Origin of the sequence: Isoptericola hypogeus, from assembly GCF_039531145.1 — a bacterium.
Taxonomy (GTDB): Bacteria; Actinomycetota; Actinomycetes; order Actinomycetales; family Cellulomonadaceae; genus Isoptericola; species Isoptericola hypogeus.
The window spans coordinates 373081-395414 of sequence record NZ_BAAAPM010000009.1; the positions used below are offsets into that span (position 1 = coordinate 373081).

Here is a 22334-nt window from a genome sequence, read left to right on the forward strand (position 1 = left end):
GTGCTGGCGGTCGCCGCGCCAGTGCCGGCGTCGTCGGCGCCGGCGCAGGCCACCGACGACGAGGACGGCTGGCCGGTGACCGGCGCCCACCTGCCCACCCCGTGGACCGACGAGGTCACCCCGGACAACGCGCTCCCCGAGTACCCGCGGCCCCAGCTGGAGCGCGACCGCTGGCTCAACCTCAACGGGCTCTGGCAGTTCGCGGGGGCCGCCGAGGGGGAAGCACCGCCGTTCGGCGAGGACCTCGCCGAGGAGATCCTGGTCCCGTACCCGACGGAGTCGGAGCTGTCGGGCATCGACAGGCACGAGGACCACATGTGGTACCGCCGCACGATCGAGGTGCCGAAGTCCTGGCGCACCTCCGGGCAGCGGGTGCTGCTGCACTTTGGCGCGGTGGACTACGAGGCGACCGTCTGGGTCAACGGGCGCGAGGTGGCGCAGCACACCGGGGGCTACGGCCGGTTCTCGGCCGACGTCACCGATGCCCTGAGCCGCCGCGGCCCGCAGGAGGTCATGGTCGGCGTCACCGACCGCACGGACGCCACCTGGCAGCCGGTGGGCAAGCAGCGCAACGTCCCCGACCGCGGCATCTTCTACGAGGGCGCGTCCGGCATCTGGCAGACCGTGTGGGCCGAACCGGTGGCGGCCGCGCACATCGAGCGGCTCGGCATGACTCCCGACATCGACTCGGAGACCTTGTCGCTGACCGTGGACGGCGGGCCCGGGACCGACGGCATGGCGGTGCAGGCCGTGGTCCGCGCCGGGCAGAAGGTCGTGAGCCGCACGACCGGCGTCGTCGGGGAGGCGCTCGAGCTGCCCGTGCCGCGTGCCCGGCTGTGGTCGCCCGACGACCCGTACCTCTACGACCTGCAGGTGCGGCTCCTCGAGGACCGGGGCCCGGGGCAGGGCACGCACGACGGCGAGGGCGGGCGCCACGGCAGACCCGTCGACGTCGTCGACTCGTACTTCGGGATGCGGGAGATCGGGGTGGCGCCGGGCGAGGACGGGAAGAACCGGATCACGCTCAACGGCGAGGTCACGTTCCTGCTGTCCACGCTGGACCAGGGCTACTGGCCGGACGGGATCTACACCGCGCCCACGGACGAGGCGCTCGCGTTCGACCTCCAGCAGCACAAGGAGCTCGGGTTCAACACCGTGCGCAAGCACATCAAGGTGGAGCCGGACCGCTGGTTCTACCACGCCGACCGGCTCGGGCTGTTGGTGTGGCAGGACATGCCGTCCACGCGGACCGGCGGCCGGCCGCCGGCGGACGCCCAGGAGCAGTTCGAGCGCGAGCTGCACGAGATGGTCGACCAGCACTCGAGCTGGACGTCCGTCATCGGCTGGGTGCCGTTCAACGAGGGCTGGGGCGAGTGGTCCAGCGAGGCCACCGGGCGCATCGCCCGAGAGGTCAAGGAGCAGGACCCGTCGCGCCTCGTGAACGCGCACAGCGGCGTGAACTGCTGCGACTCGCTCGGGGACAGCGGGGCGGGCGACGTCGTCGACTGGCACCAGTACGTCGGGCCGGCACAGCCGGTCCCCGACGCGACCCGGGCGTCGATCGACGGCGAGCACGGCGGCTTCGGCCTTGAGGTCGAGGGGCACATGTGGTTCTCCGGCGGGCATGCGTACGAGATGACGCCCGACTCCGCGACGCTCACCCGCCGGTACGTCGAGAACCAGCGCGACGTCATCACCGCCGCGCAGCAGTGCGGGATCGGAGGGTCGATCTACACCCAGATCACCGACGTCGAGCACGAGGTCAACGGGTTCTTCACCTACGACCGGCAGGTCGAGAAGATGGACTTCGGCCAGGTGCGCGCGATCAACGCGGAGATCATCGCGACCGCGGACGGGAGCGGGTCGGCGCCGCCGGACGGCGGCCCTGGCACGCCCGGCCTGACCGGGCTGTCGTCCTGGCCGCTGGACGAGGGCGTCGGTGACGTCTCGGTCGACGCGGCGGGCGACGCGGACCTGGCGCTCCGCCCGGGCGCGACGTGGGGCACCGGCCACGCCGGCGCGGCCCTGCGGCTCGACGGCATGGGGGGCCACGCCGAGACCGAGGGCCCGGTGCTCGACACGTCGGGCAGCTTCACGGTGTCGGCCTGGCTCACGATGGACCGGAACGACGGGTGGCGCACGGCGGTGGGGCAGGACGGCCCGGTGCAGTCGGCGTTCTTCCTGCAGAAGCGCGGCGACAACGACCGGTTCTCGTTCTCCACCGCCGGCGGCCGGGTCGAGTCGACGTTCGTGCCCGAGGTCGGCCGGTGGTACCACCTGACCGGGGTGCGGGACGCGGCCACGCAGACGCACTCGCTGTACGTGGACGGCGTCCTGCAGGACTCGATGACGCAGTGCCTGAACCCGGGGTCCGAGGGTCCGCTCTCCGTGGGTCGCGCGCGGTTCTCCGGCGGTGACGTCGACTTCTGGGCCGGCGCGATCGACGACGTCCGCGTCTGGGACCGCGCCCTGGACGCCCAGGAGGTGGCGCAGCTGGCGCAGCCGTGACCGAGCCGCGTCGCTGACCAGCGACGACGTGCCCCGAGGCCTCGCGGGCTGTGGCAGAGTGTGCGCGTGACTCTCGCCACAGCCCGCGGGCCGCTCCGCGTCCTGGCTGCCGTCGTGTCCCTCGCCCTCGCTCTGGCGGTGCTCGTGGCGACCCCGGCCGAGGCCGCCACGTGGTCCCTGCGCGGTTCGGGCGGAGGCACGACCACCGCGCTCGTCGGCCGGACGCTCTTCGTGCAGTACCTGAAGGACGGGCGGCCCGCGGCCGGCGCGCCCGTCATGCTGCAGCGCAAGGACGGCACGACCTGGGTGACGGAGCGCACGCTCACCACGGGCAGCGCGGGGACCGCGTCGATGCGGGTCCGGCCCACGTCCGACCGGACCTACCGGTTCCGCACCGCGAGCACGACGAGCACCGGCATCGTCGTGCGGGTGGTGCCGGCCCGGTTCGAGATGTCCGGGTCCGGCTTCGGGCACGGCGTCGGCATGGCGCAGTGGGGCGCCTACCAGCTCGCGCGCGAGGGCAGGACGGCGGCGCAGATCCTGGGCTACTACTACCCGGGCACGCGGGTCTCGACGGCGAACGACCCGCGGACCACCCTCGACGTGCAGGTCCTCGGGCCGCCCGCGGACTCCGGCACGAACACGGTGCTGTCGCTCGGCTCCGGCGCATGGCGGCTCAAGGACGGCGCCGGCACGGTGGTCGCCTCCGGAGGGGCGACGCGCCGGGTGACCGTGCACGCGGCCACGGGCGGCGTGACGGCGACCGTCACCGAGAACGGCACGACCCGCGCGACGGTGAGCGTCCGTCCCACCCTCGTCCTCGAGTGGACCGGGACCCGGTACTACGACCCGACCGGGACGAAGGCGGTCGCGACCGTGACGGGCGCCCACGGCACCTACCGCAACGGCCGCCTCGTCGTGACCAACGTGTCGTCGCGCGTCAACGTCGTCAACGAGGTCGTCATCAACACCGAGTACCTGTACGGCATCGACGAGATGCCGTCGGGCTGGGGCGCGGCGACGAACCGCGGCGCGGCGGCGCTGCAGGCGCAGGCCGTCGCGGCGCGGAACTACGCGATCGTCGAGAAGGTCAAGGGCCGCAAGCCCGAGTGCGGCTGCCACGTCTACGACGACACCCGCTCGCAGCACTACGTCGGGTGGAAGAAGGAGGGCGGCAGCTACGGCGCGACGTGGAAGGCCGCCGTCGACGCCACCCTCCAGGACGGCACCGTAACCGTGCTGCGCGACGCCGGCGGCGGGTTCGCGGAGACGCCCTACTTCGCGTCGTCCGGCGCGGTCGGCGGCCGGCAGGGGACCGCGTCGAACGCCGAGGTCTTCGGCACGACGGCGCTGCCGTACCTGAAGCACGTGAGCGACCCCTGGTCGGCGAGCGCGCCGGGCAACCCGTACCTGCGCTGGAGCGACTCGATCTCCCAGCAGCAGGCCCGGGCGATCTTCGGGGCCGACGTCCGCTCCGTCGCCGTCACGGCGCGCTGGTCGAGCGGGCAGGTCCGCACCGTCACGGCGACCACGGCGTCGGGCACGAAGGTGTCGCGCACCAGGACCGCGGACGGGTGGCGCACGACGCTCGGGGTCGCCGGGTCCTGGGTGGTCGGCTTCAGCGGGAGGGTGCGCTGAGCGACCCGGCCGGACCGGGTCGCACGCCCGGGTGACGCACGAGAGCCCCGCACCAGCCGGTGCGGGGCTCTCGTCGGGTCCGGGGGACGAGCGGTGTCAGCCCGCCCCGTGCTCGGCGTGCAGCCGGTCGGTCTCGTCCTGGACGTGCGTCGCGACGCCGGAGTACGCGTCGGCGTGCGCCCGTGCGTGGTGCCCGCAGAAGAGGAGCTCTCCGACGGGCAGGACCACGCGCACGTAAGCCTGGGCGCCGCAGCGGTCGCAGCGGTCGGCAACGGTCAGCGGCTGGCTCGGTTCGATCGTCGTGGTGCTCACGTGACCATCCAACCATCCGACGCGCGACGGGCTTCCCCCGGACGGCCCGGGTTCGCTCCGGGCATAGCGGCGTGGGCCACACGGACACCTGTTCGGTTCGTCTACCCTCGTAGCCGTGACAGCCACCTCCGAGTCCGGGTACACCGCACGCCACCTCTCCGTCCTGGAGGGGCTCGAGGCGGTGCGCAAGCGCCCGGGCATGTACATCGGCTCGACCGACTCGCGCGGCCTCATGCACTGCCTGTGGGAGATCATCGACAACTCGGTGGACGAGGCCCTCGGGGGGCACGCGTCGACGATCCGGGTCGTGCTGCACGCCGACTCGTCCGTGACCGTCGAGGACGACGGCCGCGGTGTCCCCGTCGACGTCGAGCCCAAGACTGGGCTCTCGGGCGTGGAGGTCGTGTACACCAAGCTCCACGCCGGCGGGAAGTTCGGCGGCGGCTCGTACCAGGCGTCGGGCGGGCTGCACGGCGTCGGCGCGTCCGTCGTCAACGCGCTCTCGGCGCGGCTCGACGTGGACGTCGACCGCAGCGGCAAGACGTACCGGATGACGTTCCACCGCGGCGAGCCGGGCGTCTTCACCGACCCGGCGTCCGGCCCGTCGCCCGAGTCGCCGTTCGAGCCGTTCGTCGACCACAGCGAGCTCGCGGTCGTCGGCAAGGTGAAGCGGGGCGTGACCGGCACGCGGGTGCGCTACTGGGCCGACCGGCAAGTGTTTCCCAAGACGGCGGTGTTCAGCTACGACGAGCTCGTCACCCGCGCGCGCCAGACCACGTTCCTCGTGCCGGGCCTGAGGATCACGGTGCGCGACGAGCGCGGCCTGCCCGGCACGCCGGGGGAGAGCGGCCCGTACGAGGAGGTCTTCCAGCACTCGGGCGGCGCCGTCGACTTCGTCGAGTTCCTCGCGCCCGACGCCCCCGTCACCGCGACCTGGAGCCTGCGCGGCCAGGGGCATTTCACCGAGACCGTGCCGGTGCTCGACTCCCGCGGCCACATGTCGCCGCAGGAGGTGCAGCGGGAGTGCGAGGTCGACGTCGCGCTGCGCTGGGGTGGCGGCTACGAGACGGAGGTGCGCACCTTCGTCAACATCATCGCGACGCCCAAGGGCGGCTCGCACCTGTCCGGCTTCGAGCAGGGGCTGCTCAAGACGGTGCGCAAGCAGATCGAGGCGAACGCCCGCCGGCTGAAGGTCTCCACCAAGGACGCGGCGGAGCGCATCGAGAAGGACGACGTGCTCGCCGGCCTCACCGCGGTCGTCACCGTGCGGCTGGCGGAGCCGCAGTTCGAAGGCCAGACCAAGGAGGTCCTCGGCACCGCGCCGGTGCGCGCCATCGTGACGCGCGTCGTCGAGAAGGAGCTCGGCGCGCTGCTCACCTCGACGAAGCGGGACGAGAAGACCCAGGCGGCGCTGCTGCTCGACAAGGTCGTGGCCGAGATGCGCGCCCGCGTCACGGCCCGCAAGCAGAAGGAGATCTCCCGGCGCAAGAACGCCCTCGAGTCGTCGTCCCTGCCGGCCAAGCTCGCCGACTGCCGCAGCGACGACGTGAACCGCTCCGAGCTGTTCATCGTCGAGGGCGACAGCGCCCTCGGCACCGCCAAGCTCGCCCGGTCGTCCGACTTCCAGGCGCTGCTGCCCATCCGCGGCAAGATCCTCAACGTCCAGAAGGCGTCGATCAGCGACATGCTGCGCAACGCGGAGTGCGCGGCGATCATCCAGGTCCTCGGCGCGGGGTCGGGCCGTTCGTTCGAGCTCGAGGCGGCCCGCTACGGCAAGATCGTGCTGATGACGGACGCCGACGTCGACGGCGCGCACATCCGCACGCTGCTGCTGACGCTCTTCTACCGGTACATGCGCCCGATGCTCGAGGCGGGCCGGGTGTTCGCCGCCGTGCCGCCGCTGCACCGCGTCGAGGTGATCGGGTCGGGACGGCGCAAGAACGAGTACCTGTACACGTACTCGGAGGCCGAGCTGACCGCGACCCTCAAGAAGCTCGACCGGGCCGGGCGGCGCTACAAGGAGGACATCCAGCGCTACAAGGGCCTGGGTGAGATGGACGCCGACCAGCTCGCCGAGACGACGATGGACCCGCGCCACCGCACGCTGCGGCGCGTGACCGTCGAGCACGCCGAGGGCGCGGAGCGGGTGTTCGAGCTGCTCATGGGCAGCGACGTCGCGCCCCGCAAGGAGTTCATCGTGGCGGGGGCGCAGACGCTGGACGCCTCCCGCATCGACGCCTGAGCCCGGGTAGCCTCGGGTCGTGACGATCGCATCCCCCTCGACCTTCCGCCGCACGCTCGCCGTGCTCCCCGCGGCCACCCTTGCCCTCGGGCTGCTGGCCGGCTGTTCCGGCTCGGGCGACGGCGCCGCTCCCGAGGCGTCGGCGACCGCGTCGGCATCCGTCGACCCCAGCCAGCACGTCGCGGAGAACCTCACCGAGTTCTCCTACGCGGGCCAGGACGGGAAGACGGCGCTCGAGCTGCTCGTGGAGAACGACCCTGACGCGCAGGTGCAGGGCAAGGGCGAGAACGCCTACGTGACCGGCATCCGCGGCCGCGAGGCCGACGAGGACGCCAAGGAGTTCTGGGCGCTGTACGTCGACGACGAGCAGGCCGAGGTCGGCGCGGGCACGCTGGAGACGAAGGACGGGCAGACCGTCACCTGGAAGCTGGAGACGTTCGAGTGAGCACCACGGACGACAAGCGGTCGCGGCTCCTGGAGCCGCTGACGACGCGCGAGCTGGCGCGCCGCTGGTGGCGGCCGGTCCTGGCGGTGCTGCTCGTCGCGGCCGCGGTCGCGTGGCGGCTCGTGAAGGACGACCTCGGCGCGCCGCCGAACCTCGAGCTGTCGACCGCCGCCGCGTTTGCGGCCGCGGGGCTGCTGCGGCACCGGCTCGCGATGCTCGCGCCGTTGGTGGTGGTCGCGCTGAGCGACGTCCTGCTCGGCAACACCTCGGTCCTGGTCTTCACGTGGACGGCGTGGGCGGTCATCGGGGCGGGGGCGTGGTGGGCCGGCCGCGTGCGCGGTGGTGCGCGGTTCGTCAGCGCGCTCGGGTTCGGCGTCGCCGGCTCGCTGTTCTTCTACCTGTGGACCAACGCCGGCGTGTGGTGGCTCGGTCGGGGCGCCTACTACCCCGACGGTCTCGACGGCCTGCTCGCCAGCTACGTCGCCGGCCTGCCGTTCCTGCGGCCCATGCTGCTGGGCAACCTCGTGCTGCTGCCGCTGGCCGCCGGTCTGGTGGCGCTGACCGAGCGCCTCGAGCGCGCCACGGTGGCAGCGGCCCTGCCGGGCTTGGCGCGGTAGCGGCCTCACCTCGAACGACCCGACGGAACGACCCGACGGAACGACACGACAGGGAGGCGACGACCGATGGTCGCAGACCGGATCCGGCGGATGCCCTTCGCCAGCATCTACCCGCTCTACGTGCAGAAGGTGGAGCGCAAGGGCCGCAGCACGGACGACCTCGACCGCGTCCTCACGTGGCTCACCGGCTACGACGCGGCGGGTCTCGAGAAGGTGATCGCCGACGACGTCGACCTGGAGACGTTCTTCGCCCAGGCGCCCGCGATGAACCCCCACGCGTCGCTCATCACCGGAGTCATCTGCGGCGTCCGCGTCGAGGAGATCGACGACCCGCTGATGCAGCAGATCCGCTGGATGGACAAGCTGGTCGACGAGGTCGCACGGGGCAAGAAGATGACGTCGATCCTGCGCGGCGAGGGCGCCGCGGCCTGATGCCCCCGCGGCCGGACGGCGCTGCCGCCTGACGCCCCCTCCTGACGGGAGCCGGGGTCGGCACGGTCGGGGACCGGCATGATGGGACGATGCCGATCCTGCCCGCGGAGCGCGACCCCCGCCTGATCACCGTCCGGCGGGGAGGCAGCCTGACGGACACCGACCACAGGCTGCTCGCGGAGTGGGCGGTCGTCTGCGCCGCGCACGTGCTGCCGCTCTTCGAGGGCGAGCGGCCCCAGGACCCGCGCCCGCGGGAGGCGCTCGACGTCGCCCGCGCCTGGATCCGGGGCGAGGTCCCCATGAAGGTCGCGCACCGGACGGCGTTCGTCGCGAACGCGGCCGGGCGCGGCCAGGCCGACCCCGTGAAGTTCGCCGCCCTCGCGGCCGGGCAGGCGGTCGCGGTGGCGCACGTCGCGGCCCACGACCTCGGGGCCGCGGCGTACGCGATCCGGGCCGCTACTGCGGCCGCGCCGGCCGGCGATGCCGAGGCGGCCCGGCTGCGGGAACGCGACTGGCAGCGCGAGCTGATACCCGCGGGGCTTCGCGAGCTGGTCCTCGAGGACCAGCTGAACCGGAGCCCGATCTGCTGGAACGCCTTCGACGACTGAGCCCGGAGCGATCTCGGGGATCACACGGAGAAGTACTTCGTTCTCGGGTATCGGGCAGGTGACCTGCGCGGACGTCGTCCGCGAGGCCAGGACGGCTCACCATGCGCACGAATTGCAGGCGCCGCGTCGGACGGCTGGCGCCGCGTGGATGCGGCTCTCTCCCTGTCCGGCAGGTGTGCGGCGCACACCTGCGGGGCATGAAGACGACGACGCACACCACGCACACGACGCCCCAGCACACGGCGCCCCAGCACACGACGCTACCGGCGACGGGGTACTTCACCCCGGAGCAGGCTGCCGAGACGCTCGGGGTCTCGGTACACACCCTGGAGAAGTGGCGACGCGCCGGGTTCGAGGGCATCGGCCCGCGCTACCGGCTCCACGGCAGGCACGTGCTGTACGACCCGCGCGACCTCCTCGCGTGGAGTGAGTCGAGGGTGGTGGCCTGATGGCTCGTGCCCGGCTCGGCCTCGGGGAGGCCGGCGACATCAACACCAAGCGGATCGACGGCACGAACCGGTGGCGCGCACGCGTGCGCTACCGCGACGCGCTCGGGGCATACCACTGGGCCTCCGCCGTCGGGCCCACGAAGACCAAAGCCACCAGCGACCTGCGAGACAAGCTCGACACGCTCACCGGGACCGCGCAGATCGCATCCGTGACGACTGTCGGCGAACTGTGCGAAAGGTGGCTCGACCGAGCGCTCGCCGAGTCGAGCGCGTACTGGACCCGCTCGGACGCGGCCGAGCGCCGGGGAAGCAAGCCCCCGAGACCCCAGTCAATGGTGCACTCGGTGCGCGCGGTGCGGAACATCCGCGCGCGCCCGGGTGGTATCGGCGACCTCAGGCTCAACGAGGCGACGACCCTGGCGCTGGAGACCTGGTTGTTCGAACAGGCGGAGGAGTCCCGCGGGCGCGCCGCCGAGATCCGCATCGTGTTGCGCAAGGCGTTCCACGGTGCCGTCCGGCTCGGGCTCCTGGTCACCGACCCGATGGCGGGAGTCGACTCGATCAACCGCACCGACCCTCGGCCGATCGCGCTCAAGCCCGAGGAACTGCGGGCGATCCGCAGCATCCTCACGACGTCGCCGAACATGCAGGCAGCGCACACGACGGTGCGAAACCTCGACGCTTTGATCGTGATCCTGCTCGGCACCGGGATGCGTGTGGGGGAGGCCGGCGCGCTGCGCTGGAGCGACCTCGACCTTGACGGCCATGACCCGACGGTCACGATCTCCGGCACCCAGGTAGAGCTCAAAGGGAAGGGCGTGCTGCGCCAGGACGTGCCGAAGACCGAGTCAAGCAACCGGACGCTCCTCTTGCCGCCGTCCGTGGTCGACGCGATCGAGGGGATCCGGCCAGCGTGGTGGAAGCCGACGGACTGGGTGTTCCCCACCCGCAACGGCACGCCGTGGAACACCGGCAACGCCGCCAAGGTCCTCGACCGGGTGGTCGAGCTCTCCGGCGGGGCGTTGCAGAAGCACCGTGTGAGCTTCCACAAGCTCCGGTCGACTGCCGCGACGGCGATCGACGAGGAGCACGGGCAAGAGATCGCCGGCCTCGTGCTCGGGCACAAGCTCACCGGCATCACACGGACGCACTACATCGCGCGCGCCCCGATGGCGCCGGACGTGCGACACACTCTCGAGCGCCTCGTCCGGTCCTCCCTCGGCACCGCTCGAGTAGGCGAGCAGGAGACGAGGAAGCCCGCGAAAGGACAGCACCTGCGCGCCGTCTGACCTGATGTCACGGTTCTCGTTGATCGGCGTCGGCGGCAGCCTGCCGACGCCTGGTCATCGATGGGATACCCGACCACGATCAGCGAGCAACCGTGAAGGAGGCCAGCAGATCGAGGCTCATCATTCAGAGGAGAGACGGGCCGCGAGGCGTCGTGCGTCGCGGTCGACGAAGCCGAGCAGCGCAGAGCCGCGGTCGCGTTGCCAGGAGCGCCCGATGGCGTAAAGCCCCGCGACGGGGGTCGTACCGTCGTCGACGATGAGGGCGCCGGCTTCGTCGAGGGCACCAGGGATGGTGATCCAGGTGTCGTCGTTGAGGTATCCGGTGGCCCACACGACGGCGGTGGGCTGGACGGTGTGCCGGTCGACGAACCCGACGGTGTCGCCGGCGACGCCCTCTGCGCGGGGGTGGAAGGTCACGCCCGCGGCACGCAGGGCACGACGCGGAGTGCCGATGACTGGTTCGTTCGCGCGCAGGCGATGCCCGACGCGCGAGGCAACCGGGGCGTCGATGGCGCGGGAGGTGGTCAGCCACCAGAACAGGTCACGGCCGAGCGGTCGTTGTGGCAGCTCGCGCAGCCTCGCACCCTCTGCCAGGTGCACGGGGCGCCTGGTCTGGGCGAGCTCGACCGCGATCTGCCGACCGGAGTTTGCGCCACCGACGACGAGTACCGGGCCCGGCGGGAGCATGTCCGACTGGTAGAGGTGCGTGCTCGTGAGGTGCGAGTTCCTGGGCGCTCGGGCGCTTCGCGACCGACTGAGCCGGCGACCGGTGTTCCCGGCTGAAGGTAGACCTTCACCCAAGCTCGGCGAGGTGCCGACGGGCTGTGGAGACCGACACTCCGAGCGCCCGCGCGACGGACGCAATGGATTGGCCACCCGCGACCGATGCCCGCGCAGTAGCGAGCCGTTCCGGTGACATGACGGTCGGACGTCCGCCGATCCGTCCGCGTGAACGCGCGGCCGCTAGGCCGTCGAGGGTGCGTTCGCGGATCAGATCGGCCTCCATCTGGGCGAGCGCGGCGAGCATGTGCACCATGAACCGGCCGGCCGACGTGCTCGTATCTATCTGCTCGGACAGAGAGCGCAGAGCAACGTCGCGGCGCTCGAGCTCGTCGACCACGCGCACCAGGTGGGACACTCTTCGTCCGGGGCGGTCGAGTTTGGTCACAACGACGGCGTCAGCCATTTCGATGTCGGCCAGGAGAGCGGCCAGGACCGGTCGGTCGTCCCGCCGACCCGACGCCGTCTCGACCCCGCAGGTGCCGGACGTCGACTCCGGCGGCCAGCAGCGCGTCACGTTGCGCGTCGAGTGTCCGCCGCCGAGGACCCGGTATGGGCCTGTTCGGTATCGGCACCTGGGTGCGGGCTGCACGCGAATTTTGAGGTTCGCCGGTGATTCACTTCGCAGCGACTGGCAGGGGGCACCGGTCCCTTGCCAGTCGACAAGCGGCCACGGCGGTCACGGCGAGCACGATAATGGCCGCAACCGTCGTACCAGCCGGTGACGGCAGTTCCTGGTAGAGGACGAATGCGCCCATGAGGAGTACGAAGTAGCCGAATCCCGTGCGAAGAGCGGCCTCGGGGACTCGCGAGGTCAGGCGGGCGCCGAGGAGGGAGCCGACGATCGCGGCGACGGTCACTGCGGCGACTAGGGGCCAGTCCATGCTCACGGTCGTCAGGTAGCCGCCGAGTCCGGCGAAGGACTTCATTGCGATCACGAGCAGTGACGTGCCGACCGCCACGGGCATGGGCAGGCCGCCGAGCAGGGCGAGCGCGGGCACGACAAGGAAGCCTCCGCCTGCCCCGACCAGCCCGGTGACAAGTCCGACCACGAGGCCGTCGAGCAGCACTCGGCCGATTGGGAGCTCCCGGTTGCCGTCGGCGTGGTGGGTGGTGCGGTCCTTGCGGCCGCGGATCATGGCGACGGCGGTGGCGACCATCATGATCGCGAAGGCGATCATCAGCATGGTGCCGGGGATGTGCCCGCCGGCGAGACCTCCCAGGAGGGCGCCGGTCATGCCGGCGACGCCGAAGATGATTCCCGTGCGCCAACGCACGTTCCCTCGGCGGGCGTGCATGACAGTGCTGACGATCGACGTGGTCCCGACCACGAACAGGGAGGCTGCGATGGCTTCCTTGGGGTCCAGTCCCGCGACGTAGGTGAGCAGGGGAACGGTCAGGATTGAGCCGCCCCCGCCGAGGAGCCCGAGGGATACGCCAACGACGACGGCGAGTGCCATGACGATGACAAGGTGGATTTCCATGATTGCCTTTTCCGTCGTTCGTTGGAGCAGCCGAAGGCGGCCGGCGCCGAGCTGGGACGCTGCTGTCGCGGTTCGGTGCCGGCCGTCGACGTCCGGTGCCGTCAGGCCCGGGACGCCTGAGTCGCGCGCGGGATGCTCCGGATCGCGCTGTCCAGGGTCGGGTTCGCGGTCGACTTGTTCCACGGCATCTTCGACAGCAGTGCTGCCATCGCGCAGGAGTTCGTCACTGCCGAGTAGACGAGCCCCGCGCCGATGGCGGCCGAGAGGTATCCGAGCCCGGGGGTGACGAGCTTGCTGCCAACGAAGCCGAGGAGGACCAGGGAGCCGGCGGTCATGCGGACCTGGCGGTCCATGGCCCAGCGCTGCGCGCCGCGGACTACCGCGCCGCCGGCCGCCTCGTAGGCGGAGATTCCACCCGACAGGATGGCGGCGCTGTCCAGGCCCACGGCGGCGAGACGCTGGTGAGCGTCCGCTGCGCGGACGCCTGACTGGCACACCAGTACGACGTGTCCCTTCAGTCGCTCCGCCAGATCGCGCGTGTGCTCTGAGAGCAGCGGCAGGGGGACGTTGTAGGACCCTCGAATGTGGGCCGACTCGAACTCGGCGGCGGACCGCACGTCGACGATCGTGAGGGCATCGTCCCTTGCGACGCGCTCCTTCAGCTCCGAGGCGGCGAGAGTTCCGGTGATCGATTCCAAGACTGGTGTCCTTTCGTAGACGGGTACGCAAGGGTCGGCCCCGGCCATGGCGGCGATCAGGGCTGATTGCCGCCACGGAGGCCGGGGCCTCGCCGTGTGACGGGCTGGATCTACTTCGTGAGGGTGGGAGCGTTCGCGCGGTCCTGGTCCCATGCCTTCCAGCCGGCGTAGCTGCCGTCGAGCTCGACGACGTCGAACCCGCGGCGCCGCAGAGCGCTTGCAGCCACCGAGTTGCGGACTCCGGACTGGCAGTAGGTGACGATGGTGCCGTCGGCGGGCAGCTGGTCGGTGTGCCAGAGCACTCGGCCGGCGCTGAGCTGCTGCGAACCGGGAATGGTCCCGGCGGCGTGCTCGGTCTTGTTGCGCACGTCGAGGAGCAGCACCTTGTCGAACGAATCGAGGTCGGCCGGGGCGAGCGTCGGCGGCGTCACCGTCGGGAGCCCGTCGAGCGTAGTGACATAACCGCTGAAGTGGTCGATGCCGACACGGACCAGGTGGTCACGCAGCTCCTGCGCGACCTGACCGTCCGGGGCCAGCAGGACCAGCGGCGTGCTCTCGGCCTCCGGGTCGTAGGCCCATGCGCCGAAGCTGGCCGCCTTGGCCGGGCCCGGGATGTTCAGCGCGCCGGGAACGGTCTCGCCGTGCACCTCACGGTGCGAGCGGGTGTCCACGAACACCACGTCCTGCGCGTCAAGAGCCTGGGCGACCTGCCCGGGCTGGAGCTCGGCCAGCGGCTCCAGCGCGCCGAGGAGGGTCGGGCCCTCCTTGTTCTGCCGCTTCATCCGGGCGAAGTACGCGTGGGCGTCGGGCTGGCCATCGAGCAGCTCGGCGACGAAGCCCTGCTCGTCGTCGTTCGCCAGGAACGGGGCCCACCAGGCGTACCTGCGCTCGTATCCCACGGTGGTCGAGGGCAGGGCGCCCAGCGCCTTGCCACACGCGCTGCCCGACCCATGGGCCGGGTAGACCTGCACGTGGTCTGGCTGTGCCAGGAAGACGTTCTTCAGGCTGCGGAACAGCTGGCGGGCACCCTCGAAGCGGGTGTCGACACCTCCGGCGGCCTCGTCGAGCAGGTCCGGGCGACCCAGGTCACCCGCGAAGACGAAGTCGCCGGAAAGCATGTAACCAGGCTCGTCGCTGAAGGCGCCGTCGGTCACCAAGAAGGTGAGGTGCTCAGGAGTGTGCCCGGGCGTGTGGCGGGCCCGGACCGTGATGTTGCCGATCGTGATGGCGTCACCGTCGTGCAGCCGGGTCGCCTCAAAGCCGTACTGCCAGTCCTCGCCGCCCTCGCCGGAGACGTAGATCTGGGCATCGACCGCGGCGGCCAGTTCCCGCGTCCCGGAGAGGTAGTCGGCGTGGATGTGTGTCTCGGTTACGGCGACGATGCGCATCCCGTGCCGGCGAGCGAGGTCGAGGTACCCGGCGATGTCGCGACGGGCGTCGACGACGACCGCCTCACCCTTCGCCTGGCAGCCGATGAAGTAGCTGGCCTGCGCGAGGTCCTCGTCGTAAATGCGTTCGAGAAGCATTGCATCTCTCCCAATCGGGGCCGGTGTGCCAGACGAGCGTTACACATACCCCGGGGAGTATCCAAATCGACGCTTCGCCGACGCGGAGGGCCTGCCGGCAGGCGCGAGCAGGTCATGGAGCGTACACCCCCCGGGGTATAGGATGCCCGGCATGTCTCCGCACGACTTGCCGACCGACACGCGCCAGGAAACCGGGCGATGACTCACGTCACCGCAGGCCCGCGGCTAGGCATCCGCGCCAACCTCGGCCAGTTCAGCCTCCTCGTGGCGGTCAACGCCCTGGTCGGTGGGGTGCTCGGGCAGGAGCGCACCGTGTTGCCGCTGCTCGCCGAGCAGACCTTCCACCTGAGCGGCTACACCTTCCTGCTCACGTACGTCCTGGCCTTCGGTGCCACCAAGGCAGCCGCGAACTACTTCGCCGGCACCTGGTCGGACCGGTTCGGCCGCAAGCCCGTCCTACTCGCCGGGTGGCTCGTCGCGATCCCGATCCCGCTGATGCTGATCTGGGCACCGTCATGGGACTGGATCGTCGCCGCGAACGTCCTGCTCGGAATCAACCAGGGACTGACCTGGTCCACGACAGTGATCATGAAGATCGACCTCGCCGGCCCTGGCCGCCGCGGCCTGGCAATGGGGCTGAACGAAGCCGCCGGCTACCTGGCCGTCGCTTTCACCGCGGTGACCACCGGCTACCTCGCCGCCCACTACGGGCTGCGGCCGGCACCGTTCCTGCTCGGGGTGGCCTATGTCGCGCTGGCACTCGGCCTGTCCGGGCTCATGGTCCGCGAGACGCGGGAACACGCTCGCCTGGAAGCCGCCCGACACACGTCCCGCAACGACGGCATGGATCACAACCCGCACGCGGAATTGACCAACCGGCAGGTCTTCGTCCAGACGAGCTTCCGCGAGCCCGCACTGTCGGCGGCAAGCCAGGCCGGGATGGTCAACAACCTCAACGACGGCCTGGCCTGGGGCCTGTTTCCGATCCTGTTCGCCGCCGCGGGGCTCTCGGTAGCGAGAATCGGCGTCCTGGCCGCCGTCTATCCCGCGGTGTGGGGGCTGAGCCAGCTCGTCACGGGTCCGCTCTCGGACCGTTTCGGCCGCAAGCCCTTCATCACCGCGGGCATGCTCGTCCAGGCCATCGCCCTCGCCCTGGTGGGCTCCGCAGACACATTCGCCCTCTGGATGGTGGCCGCCGCCCTGCTCGGCGTCGGGACGGCGATGGTCTATCCGACCCTGCTCGCTGCGATCGGCGACGTCGCCCATCCCGCGTGGCGTGCCCGCGCGGTCGGCGTATACCGGCTATGGCGCGACGGCGGTTTCGCCATTGGCGCCGTCCTCGCCGGCGTCATCGCCGACCTGTGGGGACTCCGCTCGGCAGTCTGGGTCGTCGCCGGCCTGACAGCGGTCTCCGGCCTCGTCGTCGCGCTCAGGATGTACGAGACACACTCCAGAACCAACTGCCCGCCCACCACAAGGACGCGCAAGGAAGGCCCCGGCACTCGGGCCCGCCAAGCGGTCCCCTCGGTTCGCCCGTGATGCGGATCATGCTCGAGTAAACCCCTGGGGGTATATGGTAGTGGCATGGCTACGCGCGAGATCACGCTCGACAACCTCGAGGAGACCATCTCCGGCAACGACATCGTGTTGCTGGACTTCTGGGCCGGGTGGTGCGGCCCGTGCCGGTCATTTGCGCCGGTCTTCGAGGCCGCCTCCGAGAATCATCCTGACATCGTGTTCGGCAAGGTCGACACCGAAGCCCAGCAGCAGTTGGCCGCGGCGTTCAGCATCACGTCTATCCCCACACTGATGGCATTTCGGGAGAGGGTCATCACCTTTGACCAGCCCGGGGCGTTGGCGGCCCCGCAGCTGGAGCAGGTGATCGAGGCCGTCAAGGACCTGGACATGGAGAAGGTCCGCGAGCAGATCGCCGATCAGCAGGCGACGTGAAAGGGCGAGAGCCGCACGAGCCCTGTTTGAGATGCTCACCCTGCTCACCGGCGCTTGACCGCGATACCACCGCTTACCCCATCCCCGAGGAGACTCCGATCCCATGACCACCGACGTCGAAGCACAGCGCAAGATCGTCAACCGGCTGCGCCGCGCACGCGGTCAGCTGGACGCCGTCATCAACGCCGTCGAAGCCGGCGGGAAGTGCCGCGACGTAGTCACGCAGCTGGCTGCCGTGTCCAGCGCACTCGACCGGGCGGGGTTCGCGATCGTCTCCACGGCGATGCGCGACTGCGCCGTCGACCCCGATGGCACCTCCGAGAACGAGGACGGCCTGACCACCGCAGAGCTCGAGAAGCTCTTCCTCATGCTCGCCTGAACACCACCGCACCAGCTAGGAGAACTCCCCGTGTGCCACCCCGCCACCTGCAAAACCTGCGGCAAGACGACTTGGGCCGGATGCGGCCAACACGTCGCCGAGGTCAAGCGCGCCGTCGCCGCCAACAAGTGGTGCCCAGGCCACGAGGACGCAGCACCGCCGGGCGGTTTCCTCAGCAGGCTCGTCGGCCGCTGACAGAGGCAACACGACAGGCCCGGAACTTGCTACGGTTCCACCCCTGCGCGTCCGAGCCACCAAACCGAACCAGGTGCGGCAGGCCCATCCGGGCTGCGCGGTAAGGGCCCAGCAAGGCGCCGGTCACGCTCTCGTGGCCGGCGCCTTGCCGTCTCGGGTTACAGCAGCGAGGCGATGTGGCCCAGGGTGCCGGACTCGATGAGGATGAACACGCCGAGGCCGATGAACACCACGGGCACGAGCCAGTGCTCGACCTTCTCCAGCGCCTCGGTGACCTTCTCGTTCGTCCCGATGGTGCGGGCGAGCAGGCACCACCCGGCGAGCAGGACGAGGAACACCACGATCGTGACCAGGGCGTCCGTGGTGGACATGGTGCGGAACACCGGGGTGTAGATCGCGATGTTGTCGCCGCCGTTGGCGATCGTGATGCCGGCGACGCCGAGCAGCCCGACGGCCTTCAGCGCGGACTCGGCTTCGTCGTCGTCATCGTTGCCGCGCAGGGTGCGCACCAGGCCGAGCACACCGATCGCGAGCGGGATCAGACCAAGCAGCCCGACCCACTCGTCCGGCACGATCGTCAGGCCCAGGGCGGCCAGGAAGCTGACCGCGATCAGGGTGATGAGGCCGAGGTACTGGCCCGCGACGATCTGCCACCCACGCAGCTGCGAGGTACCCCTTGCCGCGACCGCGAACAGGACGGTCAGCACCACGATGTCGTCGAGGTTGGTCGCGACGAACAACCCGGCCGCGGCCGCGATCGTGCTCAGCACGCCGACACCTGCCCGTCGACCCCATACGTCGGGCACAGCGCTACCGCGCTGCCCGTCGCCGCGAGCAGTGTTTCGGCTCCCGCGAGCATGTCCAGCAGCTCGGGGCGGGCCAGGGAATAGAACACCCGTCGCCCCTCCATGCGCCCCTCGACCAGGCCGCAGTCCTTCAAGCACGCGACGTGCGAGGACACCGTCGACTGCGCGAGGCCGAGATCGCGTGTCAGCTCCGCGACCCGCGCCTCCCCGACCGCGAGCCGGCGCACGATGGCCAGCCGCGCAGGGTCGCCCAACGAGCGGAACAACGCGACTGCCGGTTCGACATCGGCCGTGCTGGCAGCACGCACCCCAACATCTATGATCGTCATGGACCGATGATAACCGATCCGTATCGATCATCGGAATCAGGGCTGCGCGGAGCTTTCGTGGTCGGGTTTCCTGGCCCAGGGTGCCGCTCGAGCGCGCGCCAGGTGTGGACGTTGGAGCCGCCCTACTTCTCTGGGGGTCGTCGTAGTGCCGCATCGGCCGAGGGGTCAGATCGGCGTGACGAAGCCCTTCACCCAGGCCTGGACGGTCGTCATCAGCAGCGACCAGGCGCCCGTGACCATCGCGAGACCGACGAGCATGAGGACGACTCCGCCGGCGATATTGATGGTGCGCAGGTGGCGGCGCAGAAAGTCTGTCGAGCGGTGGGCCCACCCGAAGCCCCAGGCGATGAGCCCGAACGGCACGCCGAGCCCCACGCAGTAGGCGAGGCCGAGCAGTGCGCCCCGCGGCGCCGATGCGGCGTCGATGCTCAGTGCTGAGATCGCGACCAGGGTCGGGCCCAGGCAGGGCGCCCAGCCCAGGCCGAAGACCACGCCGAGCATCGGCGCGCCCGCGATGCCGACACGCGGCGTCCAGGACGGGCGCACAACACGTTGCAGCGGTCCGATCTGCCCGACGAACACCAGGCCCATCACGATCACGAACACCCCGAGGATGCGGATCAGCGGGCCCTGGTACTGCAGCAGCCATGCCCCGAGCGCGCCGAACAGCGCGCCGTAGGCGACGAACACCACGGTGAACCCGGCCACGAACAGCCCCACCCCCGTCACCAGGCCCCGCCGGGAGGCCTGCTGACCCATGCCTCCGATGTAGCCGAGATACCCCGGCACGAGCGGCAGGACGCACGGGGAGGCGAAGGACACCAACCCGGCGAGGAGTGCGAGGGGCACCGCCAGCACGAGCCCGCCGGAGAAGACCACCTCCGGGATGCTCATCGGGCCAGCCCCTCGCGGCTGTCGATTTCGTGTGCGCCGGCATCGGGGAGTACCCGATGCGCAGCGACGGAGCGCAAAGCGACGACGGCCCCCGCGCATGCCACCGCGCGCTGCACGAGCGCGCCTTGCAGTCGCCGCCGGGTCACTGCGCGGCCTCCTTCGTGTCGGTGCTGTCGGGGCTGCCGGCAGTGAACAGGCTGGCGACGACCAGTGCGACCGCACCGAGGGTCAAGAAAGCGTCGGCGAGGTTGAAGGTGGGAAACCAGCCGGTGTGCAGGTAGTCGGTGACGACTCCGTCACCGGCGCGGTCGACGAGGTTTGCGACCGCGCCGGCCAACATGGCGGCCAGCGCCAGCCGGACGGGCAGGGTCGCGGTGGGAGCGGTGCGCCAGGCGAACACTGCGAGCCCGGCGACGATCACCCCGGTGACGCCGAGCACAACCCCGCTGGGCAGGGTGTCACCGAGACTGAACGCCACGCCGGGGTTGAACGCCAACCGCAGCTGGATGACCCGCAGATCCACCACCGTGCCGTCAGCTAGGGCCCGGACCGCCCAGGCCTTCAGACCGAGGTCTACGGCCGCCAGCAACACGACGGTGGCGGCCAGGGCGACACGGGCTCGGATCGCCCTCGTACGGGCGGGATTCTGCACATTCATCGGGCCAGCGCCTCCTGCACAACCTGGACGAGTTCCTCCGGGCTGGACACCTCGAGCCGCTTGCCGTCGAGGAAGAAGGTGGGTGTGCCCTGCACGCCGAGCGCCCGGCCGGCGTCGAAGTCGCGCTGGACCCGCGCGGCGACCTCGGGATCGGCAACGTCCGCCTCGTACTGTTCCATGTCCAGGCCCATGTCCTGGGCGAAGCCGCGGAAGACGTGGGCCTGGGAGTCGCGCTGCTCGCCCCACTCGGCCTGGGTCTCGTACATCCGCTGGTACATCGCCTCGAGCTGGCCCTGCCGGGCGGCGGCCTCGACCGCCACCGCGGCGTTCGTCGAGTTCGCGTGCGACGGAATGGGGAAGTACCGGATGGCGAGAGTCAGCTCATCCCCCTGGGTGGCCCGCACCTCCTCGACGGCAGGGTAGAACGCGCGGCAGGCCTCGCACTCGAAGTCGAGGAACTCCACCAGGACGGCCTTCTCGTCCTGCGCCTGGTTCACGATATGGGTCTCGTCGTTCACGACGGCGGGCGCATCAGCCCCGGACGCCCCCGCCACCGGGTCGGCAGAGCTGCGTGAGCCCACGATCCAGACGATGAGGCCGATCACGGCGATGACAGCGATGACAAGTACGGACTGCAGGACACGGCGAGTGGTCATGGGTTCCTCGTCGTTCGAAGGGGTGGCGGCAGCGCACGGCGGAGCCGATCCCGGGGGCTCGAGGGGGCAGGGGTCGACGAACCGGCCTCCTCGTTCGCGGGACGCTGAAAGGCCTCACTGGCGGCGCCCCGAGACGCGGGCGGTCACGCCCGGGCCGTGCGATGTGCGCGGAAGCTCGCACGGCGGCTCGGGACCGCTACGTCCGGCTGACACCCCAGCTGCGCGGGTCCGGCCGAGCGGGCTGCCAGACGTCGGGCGCTCTCCACCGGAGCCCGCCGGGATGCGGCATCTCGGTCGTCCAGCGGCGCAGCGGACTGCGGTGCGCCGTGAGCAGCGTCGTGGCCACGATCAGCGCACACAGGCACAGCAGGGCGAGGCCGCCGTCGTGGTGACCGGCGGCCGATCCGGCTGACGCGTGCTCGACGAGTGCCGCCCCGTGCTCTGCGCCGATCCCGGAGCCTGTGCCGTGCATGGCCGCGATGCTCACGCCGGGGTTCGGCATCGCCGCCGGGCTCGCCGAAGCCGAGTCGGCAACTGTCAGGCCAAGCACGCAGGCGAGCGTGAGCAGCATGATCCCAAGCACGCACCGCGCTGCGGTCGTGGCGGCGGGGTGTCGGGTCGCGGCAACCATGGCGAGAGGGATCCTAAGGCGTGAACCTGACTCGTCGATCACAGTCCGTCAGGGCGCAGGCGTCCGGGTCAGGACTCTTGTGCCGCGACGGCGTCGACGAACTCCCAGTGCCACGGCTCGTACTTCGAGCCGCCTGGACGCGCCCAGTCCGGGTTGTCCCAGCCGGAGGCCTGCGCCTGGTCTGCGAGCCAGTCCCATCGCTCCCCGGCGTAGGTCTCGGCGCACAGATCGACCGCGAGGCCCCAGCCGTGGTTCGACGTGCCCGGTGTGGCGGCGAGGTAGCCCTTTGCCGCCTTGGTCGCGACCTGCTGGTCGTAGGACCGGTAGCCGTCGGAGATGCACATCGACTCGCCGAACCGGGCGACGTAGGCGTCGTTCAGCTCAACCAGCGCCTCGGCGGCGTCCGCGCGCACCTCTTCCGCTCCATCCCAGGGCGAGCACAGCTGGTCGTCCGGGACCTGCCCGTTGGCCGACCCCTCATCGACGGCGACGTCGCAGCCGGGCAGCGCCCCGCCGTTGTCAGTCGCGGCGGCAGCATCCTGTTCCTGGGGTGCGTCCGAGGCCGCCCGCGGTGACGAGGCCGGCTTCGGCTCGGGAGGTGCCGGCTCGATCTTGATCTTCAGTCGCTCTTCGGTCCTGGAGATCTTGGCGGACCGGTCGACGACGATCGGCGGGGCGGCATTGACCGGCTTCGAGGCCTCGCTCGCTCCCCGTGCCTGAATGTCAGCGTTCTGCCCGAGCGTCTCGGCGTGGGCGTGCTGAGGCTCGCCGGTGGTGATCGCAAAGGCTGCCGTCGTGGCGACCATGG

At 70.8% G+C, this 22334-nt stretch carries 25 protein-coding genes; 12 read left to right on the top strand and 13 right to left on the bottom strand.

The genetic code is table 11. The annotated features are described in order from the left end of the window. On the top strand, positions 1–2508 hold a 2508-nt coding region (locus tag ABD254_RS19695; protein WP_344250510.1), incomplete at its 5' end, for a LamG-like jellyroll fold domain-containing protein. A gap of 66 nt (positions 2509–2574) precedes the next feature. Then, complete coding sequence (locus tag ABD254_RS19700) at positions 2575–4146, top strand: SpoIID/LytB domain-containing protein (protein WP_344250511.1); 1572 nt, start codon at positions 2575–2577, stop codon at positions 4144–4146. 96 nt (positions 4147–4242) lie between these two features. Here the strand turns inward: ABD254_RS19700 and ABD254_RS19705 are convergent, their stop codons facing one another. Further along, positions 4243–4458, bottom strand: a complete 216-nt coding sequence (locus tag ABD254_RS19705; RefSeq protein ID WP_344250513.1) for a DUF7455 domain-containing protein — start codon at positions 4456–4458, stop codon at positions 4243–4245. Positions 4459–4573: 115 nt separating this feature from the next. On the opposite strand from ABD254_RS19705, the gene ABD254_RS19710 reads away from it, so the two are divergent. The 7 genes from ABD254_RS19710 (at position 4574) to ABD254_RS19740 (ending at position 10540) form a co-directional block, all read left to right on the top strand. Continuing rightward, on the top strand, positions 4574–6700 hold the full coding sequence (locus ABD254_RS19710; protein ID WP_344250514.1) for a DNA gyrase/topoisomerase IV subunit B: 2127 nt from the start codon (positions 4574–4576) through the stop codon (positions 6698–6700). Positions 6701–6719: 19 nt separating this feature from the next. Next, entirely contained in the window at positions 6720–7145 is a 426-nt protein-coding gene (locus ABD254_RS19715; protein ID WP_344250515.1) for a DUF4430 domain-containing protein, read from the top strand. After that, positions 7142–7762: a DUF6580 family putative transport protein gene (locus tag ABD254_RS19720; RefSeq protein WP_344250516.1), complete on the top strand. Its 621-nt coding sequence runs from the start codon at positions 7142–7144 to the stop codon at positions 7760–7762. The genes ABD254_RS19715 and ABD254_RS19720 overlap by 4 nt, the downstream gene beginning before the upstream one ends. Before the next feature lie 90 nt (positions 7763–7852). Next, a complete protein-coding gene (locus ABD254_RS19725) occupies positions 7853–8194 on the top strand; it encodes a DUF2200 domain-containing protein (RefSeq protein WP_344250517.1) in 342 nt (113 codons plus the stop codon). 89 nt (positions 8195–8283) lie between these two features. Beyond that, positions 8284–8802, top strand: coding sequence for a putative immunity protein (locus ABD254_RS19730; protein WP_344250518.1), 519 nt, complete (start codon positions 8284–8286; stop codon positions 8800–8802). 197 nt (positions 8803–8999) lie between these two features. Next, positions 9000–9251 (top strand): helix-turn-helix domain-containing protein, encoded by a 252-nt coding sequence (locus ABD254_RS19735; RefSeq protein ID WP_188525353.1) that lies wholly within the window; start codon positions 9000–9002, stop codon positions 9249–9251. Beyond that, on the top strand, positions 9251–10540 hold the full coding sequence (locus tag ABD254_RS19740; RefSeq protein ID WP_344250519.1) for a tyrosine-type recombinase/integrase: 1290 nt from the start codon (positions 9251–9253) through the stop codon (positions 10538–10540). The genes ABD254_RS19735 and ABD254_RS19740 overlap by 1 nt, the downstream gene beginning before the upstream one ends. 120 nt (positions 10541–10660) lie before the next feature. Here ABD254_RS19740 and ABD254_RS19745 read toward each other — a convergent pair whose 3' ends face one another. From ABD254_RS19745 to ABD254_RS19765, 5 genes are all read right to left on the bottom strand, one after another. Then, on the bottom strand, positions 10661–11227 hold the full coding sequence (locus tag ABD254_RS19745; RefSeq protein ID WP_344250521.1) for an NAD(P)/FAD-dependent oxidoreductase: 567 nt from the start codon (positions 11225–11227) through the stop codon (positions 10661–10663). Between the two features lie 106 nt (positions 11228–11333). Next, positions 11334–11912: a recombinase family protein gene (locus ABD254_RS19750; RefSeq protein ID WP_344250522.1), complete on the bottom strand. Its 579-nt coding sequence runs from the start codon at positions 11910–11912 to the stop codon at positions 11334–11336. 25 nt (positions 11913–11937) lie between these two features. After that, positions 11938–12804, bottom strand: coding sequence for a sulfite exporter TauE/SafE family protein (locus ABD254_RS19755; protein WP_344250631.1), 867 nt, complete (start codon positions 12802–12804; stop codon positions 11938–11940). A gap of 101 nt (positions 12805–12905) precedes the next feature. After that, positions 12906–13502 carry a rhodanese-like domain-containing protein gene (locus ABD254_RS19760; protein ID WP_344250523.1) on the bottom strand — a complete coding sequence of 199 codons (597 nt, stop codon included), beginning with the start codon at positions 13500–13502 and terminating at the stop codon, positions 12906–12908. Between the two features lie 110 nt (positions 13503–13612). Further along, complete coding sequence (locus ABD254_RS19765; protein WP_344250524.1) at positions 13613–15028, bottom strand: MBL fold metallo-hydrolase; 1416 nt, start codon at positions 15026–15028, stop codon at positions 13613–13615. 198 nt (positions 15029–15226) lie between these two features. Between ABD254_RS19765 and ABD254_RS19770 the strand changes: the two genes are divergently transcribed. The 3 genes from ABD254_RS19770 to ABD254_RS19780 all read left to right on the top strand — a co-directional run bounded on the left by ABD254_RS19770 (position 15227) and on the right by ABD254_RS19780 (position 17357). Beyond that, positions 15227–16567, top strand: coding sequence for an MFS transporter (locus tag ABD254_RS19770; RefSeq protein ID WP_344250525.1), 1341 nt, complete (start codon positions 15227–15229; stop codon positions 16565–16567). Between the two features lie 45 nt (positions 16568–16612). Beyond that, on the top strand, positions 16613–16978 hold the full coding sequence (locus tag ABD254_RS19775; RefSeq protein ID WP_344250526.1) for a thioredoxin family protein: 366 nt from the start codon (positions 16613–16615) through the stop codon (positions 16976–16978). A 103-nt stretch (positions 16979–17081) separates the two neighbouring features. Next, complete coding sequence (locus tag ABD254_RS19780) at positions 17082–17357, top strand: metal-sensitive transcriptional regulator (RefSeq protein ID WP_344250527.1); 276 nt, start codon at positions 17082–17084, stop codon at positions 17355–17357. Between the two features lie 353 nt (positions 17358–17710). Here the strand turns inward: ABD254_RS19780 and ABD254_RS19785 are convergent, their stop codons facing one another. From ABD254_RS19785 to ABD254_RS19815, 7 genes are all read right to left on the bottom strand, one after another. Then, positions 17711–18322, bottom strand: a complete 612-nt coding sequence (locus tag ABD254_RS19785) for a cadmium resistance transporter (protein ID WP_344250528.1) — start codon at positions 18320–18322, stop codon at positions 17711–17713. Next, entirely contained in the window at positions 18316–18687 is a 372-nt protein-coding gene (locus ABD254_RS19790; protein ID WP_344250529.1) for an ArsR/SmtB family transcription factor, read from the bottom strand. The genes ABD254_RS19785 and ABD254_RS19790 overlap by 7 nt, the downstream gene beginning before the upstream one ends. A gap of 165 nt (positions 18688–18852) precedes the next feature. After that, positions 18853–19581, bottom strand: coding sequence for a cytochrome c biogenesis CcdA family protein (locus ABD254_RS19795; protein ID WP_344250530.1), 729 nt, complete (start codon positions 19579–19581; stop codon positions 18853–18855). Positions 19582–19723: 142 nt separating this feature from the next. Further along, positions 19724–20239, bottom strand: coding sequence for a signal peptidase II (gene lspA / locus ABD254_RS19800; protein ID WP_344250531.1), 516 nt, complete (start codon positions 20237–20239; stop codon positions 19724–19726). After that, the gene (locus ABD254_RS19805; RefSeq protein ID WP_344250532.1) at positions 20236–20895 is read right to left on the bottom strand and encodes a DsbA family protein; all 660 of its coding nucleotides are present in this window, start codon (positions 20893–20895) and stop codon (positions 20236–20238) included. The genes lspA and ABD254_RS19805 overlap by 4 nt, the downstream gene beginning before the upstream one ends. A gap of 196 nt (positions 20896–21091) precedes the next feature. After that, entirely contained in the window at positions 21092–21466 is a 375-nt protein-coding gene (locus ABD254_RS19810) for a hypothetical protein (RefSeq protein ID WP_344250533.1), read from the bottom strand. Positions 21467–21594: 128 nt separating this feature from the next. Then, entirely contained in the window at positions 21595–22332 is a 738-nt protein-coding gene (locus ABD254_RS19815; protein ID WP_344250534.1) for a M15 family metallopeptidase, read from the bottom strand. Between the last annotated feature and the right edge of the window lie 2 nt (positions 22333–22334).